Raw genomic sequence first — 15,576 nt, 5'->3', positions numbered from 1 at the left:
ATCGACCAAGATGTATATGATCTCATCATAAGCACTGATCGGCTTGAATTCATTGGCAAAAAAAGTGAAGGGATAGCGATCTAAGATGAACATTTTGACCAATCTATGTATATAGGAACAGCATGCTACAGACTCGCAATGTATATATTTTGCTGTTTTCATTGTATTGGGCACAGGGCTTACCCGTTGGGTTTATGACCCATGCCTTGCCTGTCATTTTAAGAGCACAGGGCGTGTCACTGGCACAGATTGGGGGCTTCGGACTACTGATGTTGCCGTGGTCGATCAAAGTGTTTTGGGCACCTGTACTGGATCGTTTTGGGATCACTCGTTTCGGCCACTATCGGAGTTGGATCATCCCATTGCAGTTTCTTACGGTGCTGGTGCTGATCGGGCTGTCTTTCCTCCCGATTGATGGATTAAATCAACCTATTTATTTATGGGCTTTCTTTTTGGGTCTCCTGAGTATGAATTTGCTCGGGGCAACGCAAGATATAGCAACGGATGGATTGGCGGTCAATATTTTAAAAGGGGAGCAACAGCACTGGGGCAATACCTTTCAGGTGATTGGATCGCGTCTGGGTTTTATTGTCGGTGGTGGTGCAATCTTGTGGGCATTAGATTGGCTGAGTTGGCAGAGCACTTTTTTGATGCTGGCGGCAATCGTCTTTATAAACACGCTGCCGATTTTAATTTATCCAGAGCCAAAGCATCGAGCTGTTTCAGAAGCTCAGCCTACACCTTTTAATTTCCAACAGATCAAAAACTATTTGGCTTATTTTGTCCAGAGTCCCGTACTCACAGCATGGTTAGCAGTGCTTTTGAGCTTTAAAATAGCGGATGGTTTAGCAGGGCCACTTTTGAAGCCTTTAATGGTCGATTTGGGGCTGAGTTTTTCTCAGATAGGGATTTATGTCACCATGTTGGGTGCATGTGCCGCTTTAATAGGTGCAGGACTTGCGGGCTATAGTTTGAAGTTGATTCGCCGTGCCACGGCTTTAGTGCTGTATTCAGTGCTTAAAATATTCAGTCTGGCGGCTTATACATGGTTAGCCTTTCAATATGAAAACCAGCACAGTATTCAGCCGTGGCTGATTTATCTGATCAATGCCTTTGAAGATATGACCTCATCGATGCTGCTGGTGGTCATGCTCACCCTAGTGATGCAGTACAGTCGTAAACATCTGGCAGGTACGGACTTTACTTTTCAAGTGGCGCTGATGGCTACTGTCAGTGGCGGTTTGTATAGTGTGAGCGGTCTATTGGGAGATTGGCTCGGCTATTTTAATTATCTGTGTATGATTGTGGTCATTGCGATGTTGAGCCTGTGGTTTATCTTTAAATGGCGTGGCATTACGATGCATTCAGACCTTTCATAATTCATTCATAAATAAATCATAAAAAGTGCTAAATAGTGATGTAAACAATTAAAAAATATAACTAAATAACTTTTTAATTGTTCTGTCATATATGTCTGAACGGTAATATTTGTAACAAATTTACCGTAGGATATTTTGATAATGAAAATACAAATTGCAGCCGCAATCGCTTTAAGTTTAGTGGCAGGGGTAACATTCGCAGCACCTACTTTTTATGGTGAAATTGATGTCACGGCTGATTATTTACCTGAAGACAATGCTTCGCCAAATAAAGACCGCGATGTGGTCGAGCTGAACTCTAACAACTCCTTTTTGGGGTTAAAAGGCGAAGAGAAGCTTACAGATCGCTTAAATGCACTATACCAAGCTGAATTTACCTTCTATGTGGACAATGGTGGTAGCACAGATACTTTTGTTCCGCGTAATTTACTCGTTGGCTTACAAGACCAGAAATTGGGTACATTGAAAGTCGGTAAAATTGATACCCCCGTTAAACAACTGTCTTCAGTGGTAGATACCTTTAATAACTATGTGGCCAACAAAGCCGATGTGGCGGGGATTTTCACGGGTGAGAACCGAGTCGATAACGTGCTGGTCTATGAAACGCCTGCTTGGGGAGTGGGTACAGGTAAACTGAAAGCTGCGGCACTGTTAGCAACAGGTGAAGCTGGTGGTATTGAAAAATCTAAAGGCGGTGCAAAAGTTGCAGGGCGTGGTCTGGGCGATGCTTGGTCAGCATCAGTGGTCTATGACAGTAAAAAGTTTGTTGCAGGGATTGGTTATGATAAGGCCATTCCGTCAACCTTTGCAGGACGTGGCACCTTGAATGCGTCAGCGCCTGAAGTGACTGGCGGGGTGGCAGGCAGCGCTTTTGCCGCAGCTGATACTTTGCGTGCCATTGGTCGAGTAAATCTGAATAATGGTTTAGCGTTGAAAGCGTTATATCAAACTTCTGAAGTGGCGGATGTACAAGGCAATGATGCTGCCGCGGCTGCCATAAACGATGCACAAGGCTGGTTGGTTGGGGCTGAATATAACTTACCGACTGCCAAAGCTTGGACAGTGAAAGCGCAGTACAGTCAAAACTCAACCAGCTTTAAAACATCTAAAGATGACTTTGATGCGCAGCAGTTTATTGCAGGTGCTGATTATGCCTTTACCAAGCAAGTCAAAGCTTATGGTTACGCAGGGATTTTGACGCTTGAACAAGCATCATTTGAAACCAAACAACTTGTAGTAGGCACAGGGATTGAATACAAATTTTAATTTTTTAAGCTATAGAAAAAAGGCGCTGCGCAGACAGCGTCTTTTTTATTTAAGCGAGTTTTAAGTTTAGGAAACTACATTGGGGCATCCGCTCAGCAAGACATGATTTAAAATGTTCAATTTGCAGTCTATTTTTAAAGAAGTTTCACTTTCGCGCTTTAACGTATATTTGGCGCTGTGGTTAGCCGTAGTTTTAAACGTGATGTTCTACAAGCAAGTTCAGCTGCTTACGCCCTATCACGGTTTCAAAGCTTATGCCTTTATCGGGGCAACCATTTTGGTGGTGTTGGCTTTTTATCATTTGGTTTTTCAGCTGCTACAGTGGCGACCGATAGCTAAAGGGGTGGCTGCGTTATTGATCATCATTGGTGGAATGAGTGCCTATTTTGTTAACAGTTTAGGCGTTTCGATCACACCAGATCAAATTCAAAACATGATGCAAACCGATGGCAATGAAGTGCGAGACTTGTTGTCATGGCGTCTTGTACTGTGGATTGGGGCGATGGTGGTACTGCCTTTAGTGGTTTTATTTAAGGTCAAAATCCGCCGTGATCCTTTTAAAACCGTGTTATTGCACAAGCTCTTCGGTAGTGCAGTTTCTATTTTGCTGATTGCAGGCATGTTGTTTATTTTCTTTGTTGATTATGCCGCGATTTTCCGTGAGCATCGTGATCTCAAAGGGATGATTTCACCGCAAAATGTGATTAGCTCAACCCTGTCGTATTATAAAAAAAATCGACCACAGCAGCATTTACCGTTGGTGACTTATGGTGAAGATGCCCATTTGGTAGAGCAAGTCAAACAGCAAAACTTGCCGAAATTGATGGTTTTGGTGGTCGGTGAAACGGCACGTGCAGAAAGTTTTTCTTTAAATGGCTATGCGAAGAAGACCAATCCTGAGCTGGAAAAACTCAATGTCATCAACTTTAATCAAGTCAGTTCTTGCGGGACAGCCACTGCGGTTTCTGTGCCTTGTATGTTTTCAGGCATGCCACGTGAAAACTACGATGCACAGTTAGCGCACCACCGGGAAGGTTTATTAGATCTTGCCCAGCGTGCTGGTTACAAAGTGACATGGATTGACAATAACTCTGGCTGTAAAGGCGTGTGTGATCGGGTTGAACAGTATAAAATTCCTGAACCGATACAGAAAAAATGGTGTTCAGCCGATGGTGAATGTAGCGATGAAATTTTGGTGGATAGCTTAAAAGCCTATATGGCTGGTATTGCGGCTGATGATAAAACGCCACGTTTGGTTGTGTTACACCAAATGGGCAGTCATGGACCAGCTTACTATAAGCGTTCAATGCCTAAGTTTCAGCCTTTCCAACCGATGTGTGAAACCAATGCCATTCAAGCCTGTAAACCTGAACAGCTGAAAAATAGTTATGACAACTCTATTGTTTATACTGACCATGTGTTGAGTCAACTGATTGGTGTATTAAAGCAAAACTCAAACTTTGAAACAGGTTTTTGGTATTTATCTGACCATGGGGAGTCGACTGGTGAACACGGGTTGTATTTACATGGTTCACCTTATGCCATTGCACCAAGCCAACAGACCCACGTACCGATGCTGATGTGGTTTTCAGAAACATGGCAAAAGCAGAATCCGCAACAAATCACTTGCTTAGGGCAACAAAAAAGCCAAGAATTAAGCCAAGATCATTTGTTCCCAAGCTTACTGAGTTTACTTGGGGTAAAAAGTACGGTGATTGATTCAAAAAATAATATGTTAGAACACTGTAATGCGACCAAAGCGAGCGCTTAGACCATGTCAAAAATATTGATTATTGAAGATGATTTTATGATTGCTGAGTCCACACAAACGCTGCTGCGTTATCAGCAGTTTGATGTGGTGTGGGTCAACAATGGTTTTGATGGTTTAAAGCAATTACAACAATATCCATTTGATGTGGTGCTGCTGGATTTAGGACTACCTATGATGGATGGGATGCAGGTTCTAAAAAATATTCGCTCACTGTATCCAACTTTGCCTGTGCTGATTATTTCGGCGCGAGATCAGTTACAAAACCGAGTCGATGGTTTAAACCATGGCGCGGATGATTACTTAATCAAACCTTATGAGTTTGATGAGTTGCTAGCACGTATTCATGCACTATTACGTCGTAGTGGCGCGTTAAAACAGCAAAAGCAAAGCCAGACTTTGAGTTATGCAGGTCTAGAGTTAGATGAAGATTTGCACTTAGCCAAGTACAAAGGGCAGACCATTGATTTGTCGAACCGAGAATGGGCTATTTTAATTCCTCTAGTCAGTCATCCCAATAAAATTTTTTCCAAAACCAATTTGGAAGAAAAGCTCTATGACCTTGATTCGGAAATTAATAGCAATACCATTGAAGTTTATATTCACCATTTGCGTGCCAAACTTGGCAAAGACTTTATCCGTACCATTCGAGGTTTAGGCTATCGTTTGGGGCAGGTTGAAGCATAACGATGGCGAAGTCGACTCCTGTTTCCTTAAAGCGTCAACTGATTACCTATACCTCTTTATTTAGTATTGTGATGGGGTGTTTGTTGGTGATAGCAGCATATCGCATTGCACTTGAAGAGACCAATGAGATCCTCGATGCACAAATGCGTAATTTGGCAGAGCGTGTTGCAGCGCATGATCCCGCTCCAATTAAGAGTGAATTTGAGGCGGACAGACACTATCACGAAGAAGATTTATTTGTAGATGTCTGGTCGTATGGACTGCCTGAACAACGGCAACATGAGTTTGATTTATTAATACAACCTGTTAAAAAAGCTGGATTTTATACACATCACACAGCACAAGGCTTATGGAATACCTATGTGCTGCCAACAGAAAAGTATCAAATTCAAGTCAGTCAGCAGCGCAGTGTAAGACAAAAGCTGGCTTTAGAGCTGGCGGCCAATATGTTGATCCCATATTTACTGTTTATGCCTTTGGCTTTATGGGGGCTGAGTTGGATTATTGGACGTAGTCTAAAACCCTTGGATGAGTTTAAAGCGGAACTTGCACAGCGTGAACCATATGAACTGAGTGAGATTCGTCCAGACGGTTATCCACTGGAAATTCTTCCGACCATTAATGAAATGAACCGTTTATTTGAACGAATTTCGCTGTCGCAACAAGAACAAAAGCAATTCATTGCCGACGCAGCGCATGAGCTCAGAACCCCCATTACCGCACTGAATTTGCAAATGAAAATTTTGTTGCATGAATTTCCAGAACACCAAGCGTTAAAAAACTTAAGTCTAGGCTTAATTCGGATTCAACATTTGGTGTCACAACTGCTCAATTTGGCAAAACAGGATGCTTCTGTACCAAGTTTAGAACCTACACAAAGACTAGGGTTAAATGATGTGGCAGTTGAATGTATGGAGCAACTGATGGAGCTGGCATTAGCGAAAAACATCGATTTAGGCTTGGAACAGCATGAAGCACTTTGGATAGAAACTCAAAGTTCAGCCTTACATTCGATTGTCTATAATCTATTAGATAATGCAATTAAATATACGCCTGAACAGGGCGTGATTAATGTCTCTATTTATCAGCAAGATCAGCAAGCCATTGTTCAAATTGAAGACAGTGGGCCGGGCATTGCCCCAGAACTTTATGATCATATCTTAAAGCGTTTCTATCGCGTACATCACCATATGGAAGTCGGCAGTGGATTGGGTTTATCCATTGTCGATAAAGCCGCAGAAAAAATTGGCGCCAAACTGCACTTTGGACAAAGTACAGGATTGGGCGGCTTAAAAGTTCAAGTGATTTTTAAACTGTAGTTTCTGCTTGATTTGGGCTGGACTGTATAAACTGCTTATAACACAGCGCATATGCTAGTACATTGACCAACCAAATCACCCACGCGGTCCATAAATTGTGACTGAGGAAATGTGCACCCCGCATCATTTGCGCCCAACCCATGACAAAGCCTAGAATTAGGGCAGCAAGCAAATAAAACCACGCGCGTTTGGGTTCATTTAGACGGTATACGAAATATCCCACAAAGAGCGCAAAACCTGTTGCGGCATGTCCTCCAGGGAAGCAATGCCCTGCGCTGGCTGATAAGTCCCAAAAGAAATCATGTGCAGTGGCCAGAGTCATATCCCATGGGCAGGCATGCGCGGATTGCGATTTTAAAATCCCAATGAGACTGGTACTGATGAGGACTAAGCCAATGAAATAACCATTTTGCCAACGCTGGGGCTTGAACGTAGCCCATTTATACGAAGCGAGCCATTTCAGCAAATAAATCACATATACCGCGATGATGATGTCTTTAACATAACGGTGATTCAGTTCTGCTAAGGCCCAGTCGCGCTTTAGTGGAAAATGACCAGTTTGATCCATAAAGGGGTGAATTAGTTGTAAGTCGATGGTGCCTGCCACAGGGAAGAGCAGCCACAATATGGCAAAACCCAGCGTCAAAATAAAAAACTGAAGGATGAAAAAACGTTGCTGATCCGACACAAGTAAGGCCATGTTCTAAAAATAAGCGCTATTCCAACAGTGTCAGCTTAAACGAGGCTTAACATAAACGCTGTTTCATCTGCTTTAGCATGATCTGTGCTTTGGTTATCGTTTTAAGGCAAATATAAAGTGTCGGTTCAGTGTTAGATTTGCTCTCAAATACATGAGGTTTAAACATGTCGATACGTGCTGTTCTATTTGATTTGGATAATACCTTGACGCATCGTGGGCGAAGTATTTCGGCTTTTAGTCAAAGCCTTGCCGACACCTATCAAAGCCAACTTAACTTCGTCGATGTGGAGCAGATTGAGTCGATTGTGAATCGGATCGACAATGGTGGTTATCCCTTAAAAAAGTATTTAACCCACTCTAGTATCGGTGTTTCGGTGGCTTATGCGTTGCTACAGGAGTTAAACTGGCAGGTGCCTCCACGTTTAGAAGCGTTAAGCAATTTCTGGTTTGCACAGTTTGGTTGCAGTGCTGTGGCAATGCCTGAGGCTGAGCAAACACTTACCCGTCTAAAGCAAGCAGGATATAAACTCGCCATTATTTCAAATGGTGGTCATGCCACACGGCTGTCTATATTAAATGGCTTGGGTTTTCAGCATTATTTTGATGTGATCAATAGCTCTGGATTGTTTGGCCAAGCCAAACCCCAAGCTGATATTTTTATAGATACCGCACAGCAACTGGCCGTCGATGTGGAGCAATGCTTATTTATCGGTGATCATCCTATTAATGATGTACAAGGTGCGCAGCAGGCAGGAATGCAAGCACTGTGGTTATCAGGCTTTCATGTTCCTTCAGTACAGATGACTGCACCGAGTATCGCGGCATTGTCTGAGATTTTTGATTATTTAGAGTGCTAAAAGCCTCTTATAATGTTCAATACGAATAAAAAAGCGGCCCATGTGAGCCGCATTAAAATGGAAATGCGCTTAGAACATACTGTCATCTGAGTTGGCAGAGATTTTATGAATGGATAAATCTGCACCGCGGAATTCATCTTCTTGGCTTAAACGGATGCCCATCGTGGCTTTTAAAGCGCCATAGACCACCAATCCACCAATAACAGCAATACCAATTGCTAAGAGCGTACCAATCAGCTGTGACATCATCGCAACACCGCCTAAGCCCCCAAGCCATTTTTGACCAAAGATCCCGACTGCAAGCCCACCAAAGGCACCACATACGCCGTGCAAAGGCCATACACCGAGTACATCATCGACTTTTAGCTTGTTTTGGGTGTAGGTGAAAAGTTTGACAAAAATCAGTCCAGCAATGGCGCCAATCACCAATGCCCCAATCGGGTGTACGACATCTGAACCTGCACAAATTGCCACAAGACCCGCTAAAGGGCCATTGTGTAAGAAGCCTGGGTCATTTTTTCCTGCGAAGTTGGCTGCCAAAGTACCGCCAACCATGGCCATAAGTGAGTTAATCGCCACCAGTCCTGAAATGGCATCTAAACGTTGTGCACTCATCACGTTAAATCCAAACCAACCCACAATCAAAATCCATGAACCTAAAGCCAAGAACGGAATAGATGAAGGAGGATGCGCACTGACACGACCATCTTTTTTGTAGCGACCATTACGTGCACCGAGTAGAACCACCGCAGCTAGAGCGATCCATCCTCCCATAGCATGTACCACCACTGAACCTGCGAAGTCATGGAAACTTGCACCGAAAGTGTCTTGTAGCCACTGTTGTAAACCAAAGTTGCCATTCCATGCGATTCCTTCAAAGAAAGGATAAACTAAGGCCACCAATAACACGGTTGCAATCGCTTGTGAGCGCATTTTGGCACGTTCCGCAATACCGCCTGAAATAATGGCTGGAATTGCGGCCGCAAAAGTGAGCAAGAAGAAACAGCGCATCAGGTTATAACCATGATCCGCCGCTAAGGTATCCCCGATATGGAAAAAATGGTGTCCATAGGAAATGTAATAACCAACAAAGAAGTAGGCGATTGCGGAAAGTGAAAAGTCCGTTAAAATTTTACTTAAGGCGTTGACTTGATTTTTATGACGAACTGTCCCTAGTTCTAAAAAAGCAAAGCCCGCATGCATGGCAAGGACTAAAACCGCACCAACAAGAAGAAAAAGTAAGTCAATATTTTGCATGTTTAGGTTCCATTTGAGTGCAAAATTTTGCAAAAAGAAACTCAGTATACTGATGCCTGTAATTTCGTGAAGATTTCAGCAAAAGGGAAATATTGATTAAGTTTTGCTTAAAAATAACAAGACTCGATATAAAGCAAAAGTGTGCACCATGATGGTGTTTGTGCATTGCAGTGGTGCATGGGTTAAAGTATAAGTTAATATTAAGTTTATGAATATATTATATTTATCTAAGTTTATTTATTTTAAATATACAGGTGTATATTTTATCTCTTGAGATAAACCTAAAAAGTAGCAACACAAAAAAATGATAAAAAAATTCGGTTAGCAGCTATTGTGAGCTGAGTCTCCGTTGCTTTGTTCTCTTTTGGAACGCTCATGCCATGAAATGTGTGTGCTGATTGTGCATCAGTGAAAGTTTTTAAACATGATTGTATTTTCTCATTCTTATTTTAATCTATTGAAGATAAAACATGAATAATCACATAACTTTATGTAATTATTTGTAATTATTGTCATATATGATCAGTCCTATTTCATCGTTTTATATCTGAAACGAGAAAAAATAGTCGGGCAATATTGGCTTTTTGCTGAAAAGTGATGATTACAGAGTTTGCACAAAAAACAAAGACAAGCAGCAGAATTGGCATTTTAGGTTTTGCTGCTTGAGCGTGATTTCTTAGAGGATATTGGGGGTGTTTTAAACTGATATTTTTTGATGGATTATGATGAAGAAAAAACTAATAGCAACATTATTTGGTCTCTCATGTGTGATGGCTTGGGCCAGTAGTGAAGTAACTTCGGATTGGGGTTATCAAGCACAAACAGCACCGCAGTATTGGAGCCAGCTCAATAGCAAATACCAAACTTGTGCGGGGCATAATCAATCGCCCATTAATATCGAGCATGTGATTTCAGCAGACCTTGCACCACTTGATTTTGATTATAAAACGGCTGCAACGAGTATCGTGAAGCTTCCTCATACTTTACAAGCCAATTTTCAGCAAGGCAGTTATTTAAGTTTAGAGGGAGAACGATTTCAATTATTACAAATGCATTTACATAGCCCTTCTGAAAATACCATCCACGGCAAAAGTTTTCCGATGGAATTACATTTAGTCCATGCTTCTGAAGAAGGCGAACTGGCTGTGGTTGCGGTGATGTATGAACAAGGGAAAAAGAATCAAGCACTTGATGGACTATGGCAGCAGTATAGGCAACCCAAAAAAGCACTCAATTTAAACGCAGATCAATTTCTGTCCACATATCGCGAGTACTACCGCTTTAATGGTTCGCTCACGACACCGCCGTGTACTGAAGGTGTACGTTGGGTGGTCTTAAAAGATATTCAGCAGGCATCAGCACAGCAAATCACAAACTTCGCTGCACTGATGGGGTATCCGAATAATCGTCCTGTTCAAGCCACCAATGCGCGCTTGGTTTTAGACTAGAACGTGAATTAAAAAAGCAGATCGTATGATCTGCTTTTTTAATGTGGGATAAGACGTCTGTACTAGTGCAAGATCTTGTCTAAGAACTGTTGAGCACGATCACCACGTTTGGTGTTAAAGAAGTCATCTTTGCTACAGTCTTCGACAATTTTACCTTGATCCATAAACAATACACGGTTGGCGACTTGGCGGGCAAAGCCCATTTCATGGGTGACACACATCATGGTCATACCTTCATGTGCCAACTCGACCATCACATCAAGAACTTCATTAATCATTTCAGGGTCAAGCGCCGATGTCGGCTCATCAAACAACATGGCAATCGGATCCATGCTTAATGCACGGGCAATTGCGACACGTTGTTGTTGTCCACCTGAAAGTTGTGCTGGAAATTTATGTGCATGTGCACTCAACCCAACCCGTTCTAAATAGCCTAAGCCTTTCTTTTTCGCTTCAGCTTCAGAGCGTCCCAATACTTTAATTTGGGCAATGGTTAAATTTTCAGTAATGCTGAGATGTGGAAACAACTCAAAATGCTGAAATACCATGCCCACGCGACTGCGTAATTTGGTCAAATCTGTTTTCGGGTCTTTAATCGGAATTCCATCGACTGTGATTTGACCTTGTTGGAAGGCTTCTAGTCCATTCACTGTTTTAATCAGGGTCGATTTTCCTGAGCCTGATGGGCCACAGACCACCACCACTTCACCTTGGCAAATTTGTGTGGTGCAATCGGTTAAGACTTGAAAATCGCCATACCATTTACTGACATTTTGGAGGTCAATCATTACTTTTTGGTCGCTCATACGCTTAACCTCCTTTGTAATCGTTTTACTGCATATGTGGCTAGCATACTGATGGTGAAATACACTAGGCCTGCAAATAAAATATATTGCGTTAATAGAGACATCAAATCGCCCCGCACGTAGTTGGTGCGGAAAAAGTCGAGTAGGCCAATGGCGTACACCATGGTCGAGTCTTGGAACAAGATGATGGTTTGTTGTAACAGTAGCGGTGTCATTTTACGAAAGGCTTGCGGCAAAATGATTAAACGCATGGACTGGCCATAGGTCATGCCTAGTGCATAAGCCGCGGCAGACTGTCCTTTAGGAATTGATTGAATCCCTGCACGTACAATTTCCGAGAAATAAGCCGCTTCAAACAGCATGAATGCCACAATACTTGAGACCAAAGCGGTATCAATGGTCAGGTAATTTCCCGTGACTGTGGTGTAGATGAACGGTACAGCAAAGTAGAACCACATCAATACCAACAGCAGAGGAATCGAGCGAAATAAATTGACATAGCCTTGGGCAATTAAATTCAGGATGCGAATTGAAGACAAACGCATCAGTGCCAACAGCGTGCCAATCAAAATACCACCAAAGGTGGCAATACAGACGACTTTCAAAGTGATACTTAAACCATGCCATAGGGCGGGTGCAGATAACTGCAAATCATGGGTAAATGCGGTGAGCCATTCCATTATTTAGCTCCTGCAATTAAACCTGGAACACGTAAACGTTTTTCAAGCAGCGTCATTAAGGTAATTAAACATACGTTGATAACGATGAAAATAATCGTGACATAGGTATAGATTTCGATGGTGTTCTGCGTATATTCGCTGATGGTTTTCATCTGAGAAATAATCTCGGAGACCCCAACTAAAGAGGCGACAGAAGTATTTTTGACGCAATTGGTCAACTCTGAGCTCAGAGGCGGCAAAATCGTACGGAAGGACTGCGGTAAAATAACATAGCGATATAGTTGTGCAGTACTAAACCCCATGGCATAACCTGCATTGATCTGTCCAGTAGGTAAAGCTTCAATACCTGTGCGAACTTGTTCGCAGACACGTGCTGCGGTAAACAGTCCAAGACCGATACTGGCTGAAATCAGTGCTGTTGTTCCTGCACTTAAATCATTAATCCACCATGACTTAATCGGGCCAGGTAAGAAATTCGGCACCACATAAAACCAAATAAATAATTGGATCAGTAACGGTACATTACGAAAAATGGTGACGTAGCCAGTGCCGATAGCACGTGCGGTTTTATTGGGAAGCGTGCGCATAATGCCGAGAATACTTCCGAGCACCATTGCAATGCTCCAAGCCACAATGGCAATAACAACCAGCCAGCCTAAACCAATTAAAATCCAACTGAGATAGGTGCTATCTCCGACGCCTGTGGATTGCCAAAGGACGCCCCAGTTCCAGGTATAATTCATGACAATCCCCTAAAATAGGTCAGGCAAAGAAACTTTGCCTGAGTGAACATTAATTCTTCCTTTATCGTTTACTGATCACGGTCATGTGGGTTTGCAATTAAGGCTTTAAGTTGGTCTGACATAGCAAAGTTCAGGTTAATGTTTTTCGGTGGAATTGGTTGTTCAAACCATTTGTTGTACATCTTGTTAATTTCACCTGAGCTATAAGTAGCTTTAATTGCATCATCAACCACTTGTTTAAAGCCAGTATCGCCTTTACGCAACATACAGCCATAAACTTCTTGAATTGGTGCTGTACCGACAATGTGCCACTTGTTTGGATCTTTGGCTTTCGATTTTTCTCCAGCAAGTAAAATGTCATCCATCATAAACGCAGCAGCACGACCACTTTGCAGCATCAAGAATGATTCAGCATGGTCTTTGGCAGAAATCACCTCACCAATACCGAGTTCTTTTTCATGCTGACGGATATAGCGTTCAGAGGTCGTTCCTGCTGTCGTTACTAATTTTTTGCCTTTTAAGTCAGCAAAGTCCTTCACACCTGAATCGGTTGCAGTAAGTAAACGTGAACCCACTTCAAAGAAGCCCACAGAAAAATCAACTTGTTGCTGGCGTTCTTTGTTGTTTGTAGTTGAACCGCATTCAAGATCGACTGTGCCATTTGAAACCAATGGAATACGGTTTTGGCTGGTGACTAAGTTATAGCGAACTTTCAAATCAGGCATATTCAGCTTTTGTTTAACAGCCTCAACCACTTTGAGCTGTAAATCATGTGCATAACCGACAGGTTGATTTGGATTGTCTGCGATATAGGAGAATGGAATAGAGGAGTCACGGTAACCTAAAACAATGGTTCCTGATTTTTTAATCTTATCTAAAGTGCCTGACTGTGAAGCATCTGCGCCAGTGCTAGTTGCATCCGCTGCAGGTGCTTTGTTGTCGCTACATGCACTAAGGCTCAGCGCAAGTACACTTGCACAAAATAAAGTAGAAAGATTACGTTGCATGGTCATGTACAAACTCCTTTTGTTTGCAGCATCAATTGCATTGTTTTTATCAAAAACGTCAGAATTGGGTTAAAGCTTTATTCTGTGCAAAAGATGTTCTTTTTATGGTATTTTTTTACAGCTTAGTCTGCATCTTAATCGAGATTGCTTTTGCTGCTCAAGAGGGATATTTAATATTTTGTTAATAATGCTTTAAATAAGTGCATCACTATATTCCTCTGATATTAAAAAATAAAATTATGCATAATGTGTGCCATTTCAAGTTTTCTAATTCATTTTATTGGGCTAATGTCTAATGCTATAGGGTTGGTTATGCGTTTCGTTATGGATGCATGACAGAATGGCTTTTGTTCGTGTAGAACATGCTAAAACGGCAATAAAAAAGAAAAGTGCTTTATTTTGAAGATGAACTGTTTTATGACGCAGTATATAAAGGTTAGTTAGATTCGGTTTACTGTCCTACGCTTTCCGCAGGGGGATTAAAAACTAAAAAATAAAAGCGACTGTACGTTATGAACAAATGATATAGTCAAATCATTATAAAACCAATACAAATCATTCGGTGAATTATTTCGAGTTTTTTTCGAATCCTGTATGGATAATAAAGTAGTTTGACTATAGGGCACAATCGCAATGCGAGGATATGAGCAGATGTGTATCAAGAAGTGCTTAGTGCACAAACATATCCATATATTCACGGATTTCAGAAATAGCCGTTTCAATATCCGTCGTCAGCCATGTTGGCTCAAACAGTCCAATATAGTGATCTAAACGGTCTTGAGGTACAACTAAACGCACTGGACATTCTTCTTCCAGTAAGCGCCAAGGAATGATGGGTGTTTCATTATCTAAAAAGGCTTGCACATTTCGAATGTCAATAATCATGGCATTGACACATTCAGGAAAAGGCATCACTGAAAACTCTTCAGTACGACGACGGAAAAACTCCAGATCACCCCATTTTAAAATATAACTAGGCTTAAAAAATTCAATAATACCAATAAGATGTTGGTCTCGCGTGTAGTGCAAATGACATTGGTGCGTAACATCAGTGTCTAAATCAAGCGTTACACTTTGTTGACGATATGCCATAAAGTCCAAAAACAGCTAAAACAAGATGCATAATTATAACGCAAATTCATTTAAAGAACGCTGTTCGCCAGACTCTTTTTGTCTATGCCTATATGAAATACTTTTTATATGACTTTTAACACTGAATTGACAGAAGAGTTACTGTTTTTAAAAGTATAAAAAATAATAACTTAGATCAAAATAAAGCGTTTGTTTACTATCTCACTATGCTTTGAAACACAATGCTACACAAGCAGTTGTTAGTATAAAAACTCGACAACTTGATAATAGAAAATTGAGGGGGAGCTATGCCACATGATTTCAATAAACCGTCCCATGTGCAAACGCCAGAGGAGCGGCAGAAAAAAAAACGCGTGCCCTTGTATATATTGGCATTGGTCGGAATTTTCTTAATCGCATTATTATTTTATATGTTTGCAGATACCAAGCCAAATCCGAATGAGGCCCCTCCAGGACATCCGAATCCGAGTGCAGAGCCTGCAACACCAAATAACAGTACCACTGCAACAGCAGGTGACGAAGCGACAGCCAACGATAGCAATACGGCGGCTGCAACAGATCGCTAAA

The 15,576-nt window shown here is 41.8% G+C and carries 15 protein-coding genes; 8 read left to right on the top strand and 7 right to left on the bottom strand.

Annotated features, from left to right (window positions below):
* The first annotated feature begins 122 nt into the window (after nt 1-122).
* The 5 genes from ACG9ZB_RS09260 to ACG9ZB_RS09240 all read left to right on the top strand — a co-directional run bounded on the left by ACG9ZB_RS09260 (nt 123) and on the right by ACG9ZB_RS09240 (nt 6,419).
* Nucleotides 123-1,379 (top strand): MFS transporter, encoded by a 1,257-nt coding sequence (locus ACG9ZB_RS09260; protein ID WP_419325443.1) that lies wholly within the window; start codon nt 123-125, stop codon nt 1,377-1,379.
* Between the two features lie 141 nt (nt 1,380-1,520).
* On the top strand, nt 1,521-2,645 hold the full coding sequence (locus tag ACG9ZB_RS09255; protein WP_419325442.1) for a porin: 1,125 nt from the start codon (nt 1,521-1,523) through the stop codon (nt 2,643-2,645).
* Between the two features lie 112 nt (nt 2,646-2,757).
* A complete protein-coding gene (locus tag ACG9ZB_RS09250; protein ID WP_419325441.1) occupies nt 2,758-4,416 on the top strand; it encodes a phosphoethanolamine transferase in 1,659 nt (552 codons plus the stop codon).
* A gap of 3 nt (nt 4,417-4,419) precedes the next feature.
* On the top strand, nt 4,420-5,100 hold the full coding sequence (locus ACG9ZB_RS09245) for a response regulator transcription factor (RefSeq protein ID WP_004694591.1): 681 nt from the start codon (nt 4,420-4,422) through the stop codon (nt 5,098-5,100).
* A gap of 2 nt (nt 5,101-5,102) precedes the next feature.
* The gene (locus ACG9ZB_RS09240; RefSeq protein ID WP_419325440.1) at nt 5,103-6,419 is read left to right on the top strand and encodes an ATP-binding protein; all 1,317 of its coding nucleotides are present in this window, start codon (nt 5,103-5,105) and stop codon (nt 6,417-6,419) included.
* On the opposite strand, the gene ACG9ZB_RS09235 is transcribed toward ACG9ZB_RS09240, so the two are convergent.
* The gene (locus ACG9ZB_RS09235; RefSeq protein ID WP_419325439.1) at nt 6,409-7,119 is read right to left on the bottom strand and encodes a phosphatase PAP2 family protein; all 711 of its coding nucleotides are present in this window, start codon (nt 7,117-7,119) and stop codon (nt 6,409-6,411) included. The two genes, ACG9ZB_RS09240 and ACG9ZB_RS09235, sit on opposite strands and share 11 nt — an antisense overlap.
* Nucleotides 7,120-7,283: 164 nt before the next feature.
* Between ACG9ZB_RS09235 and ACG9ZB_RS09230 the strand changes: the two genes are divergently transcribed.
* Nucleotides 7,284-7,976, top strand: coding sequence for an HAD family hydrolase (locus ACG9ZB_RS09230; RefSeq protein ID WP_419325438.1), 693 nt, complete (start codon nt 7,284-7,286; stop codon nt 7,974-7,976).
* Nucleotides 7,977-8,045: 69 nt separating this feature from the next.
* Here ACG9ZB_RS09230 and ACG9ZB_RS09225 read toward each other — a convergent pair whose 3' ends face one another.
* Nucleotides 8,046-9,233 carry an ammonium transporter gene (locus tag ACG9ZB_RS09225; protein ID WP_419325437.1) on the bottom strand — a complete coding sequence of 396 codons (1,188 nt, stop codon included), beginning with the start codon at nt 9,231-9,233 and terminating at the stop codon, nt 8,046-8,048.
* Between the two features lie 725 nt (nt 9,234-9,958).
* Here ACG9ZB_RS09225 and ACG9ZB_RS09220 point away from each other — a divergent pair.
* Entirely contained in the window at nt 9,959-10,681 is a 723-nt protein-coding gene (locus tag ACG9ZB_RS09220; protein WP_419325436.1) for a carbonic anhydrase, read from the top strand.
* A gap of 62 nt (nt 10,682-10,743) precedes the next feature.
* On the opposite strand, the gene ACG9ZB_RS09215 is transcribed toward ACG9ZB_RS09220, so the two are convergent.
* The 5 genes from ACG9ZB_RS09215 to ACG9ZB_RS09195 form a co-directional block, all read right to left on the bottom strand.
* The gene (locus ACG9ZB_RS09215; protein ID WP_010326224.1) at nt 10,744-11,469 is read right to left on the bottom strand and encodes an amino acid ABC transporter ATP-binding protein; all 726 of its coding nucleotides are present in this window, start codon (nt 11,467-11,469) and stop codon (nt 10,744-10,746) included.
* Between the two features lie 14 nt (nt 11,470-11,483).
* Nucleotides 11,484-12,167, bottom strand: coding sequence for an ABC transporter permease subunit (locus ACG9ZB_RS09210; protein WP_419325435.1), 684 nt, complete (start codon nt 12,165-12,167; stop codon nt 11,484-11,486).
* Nucleotides 12,167-12,910: an amino acid ABC transporter permease gene (locus tag ACG9ZB_RS09205; protein WP_419325434.1), complete on the bottom strand. Its 744-nt coding sequence runs from the start codon at nt 12,908-12,910 to the stop codon at nt 12,167-12,169. Before ACG9ZB_RS09205 ends, ACG9ZB_RS09210 begins: the two co-directional genes overlap by 1 nt.
* Before the next feature lie 68 nt (nt 12,911-12,978).
* The gene (locus ACG9ZB_RS09200; RefSeq protein WP_419325433.1) at nt 12,979-13,923 is read right to left on the bottom strand and encodes a transporter substrate-binding domain-containing protein; all 945 of its coding nucleotides are present in this window, start codon (nt 13,921-13,923) and stop codon (nt 12,979-12,981) included.
* 663 nt (nt 13,924-14,586) lie between these two features.
* The gene (locus ACG9ZB_RS09195; RefSeq protein ID WP_348928465.1) at nt 14,587-15,009 is read right to left on the bottom strand and encodes a hypothetical protein; all 423 of its coding nucleotides are present in this window, start codon (nt 15,007-15,009) and stop codon (nt 14,587-14,589) included.
* Between the two features lie 287 nt (nt 15,010-15,296).
* Between ACG9ZB_RS09195 and ACG9ZB_RS09190 the strand changes: the two genes are divergently transcribed.
* On the top strand, nt 15,297-15,575 hold the full coding sequence (locus tag ACG9ZB_RS09190) for a hypothetical protein (RefSeq protein WP_419325432.1): 279 nt from the start codon (nt 15,297-15,299) through the stop codon (nt 15,573-15,575).
* The last annotated feature ends 1 nt before the right edge of the window (nt 15,576 follow it).

Origin of the sequence: Acinetobacter johnsonii, from assembly GCF_048551975.1 — a bacterium.
GTDB classification, from domain to species: Bacteria; Pseudomonadota; Gammaproteobacteria; order Pseudomonadales; family Moraxellaceae; genus Acinetobacter; species Acinetobacter johnsonii_A.
Note: the sequence above shows the minus strand (reverse complement) of the source record. Positions and strands in the feature narration are given on the sequence as shown.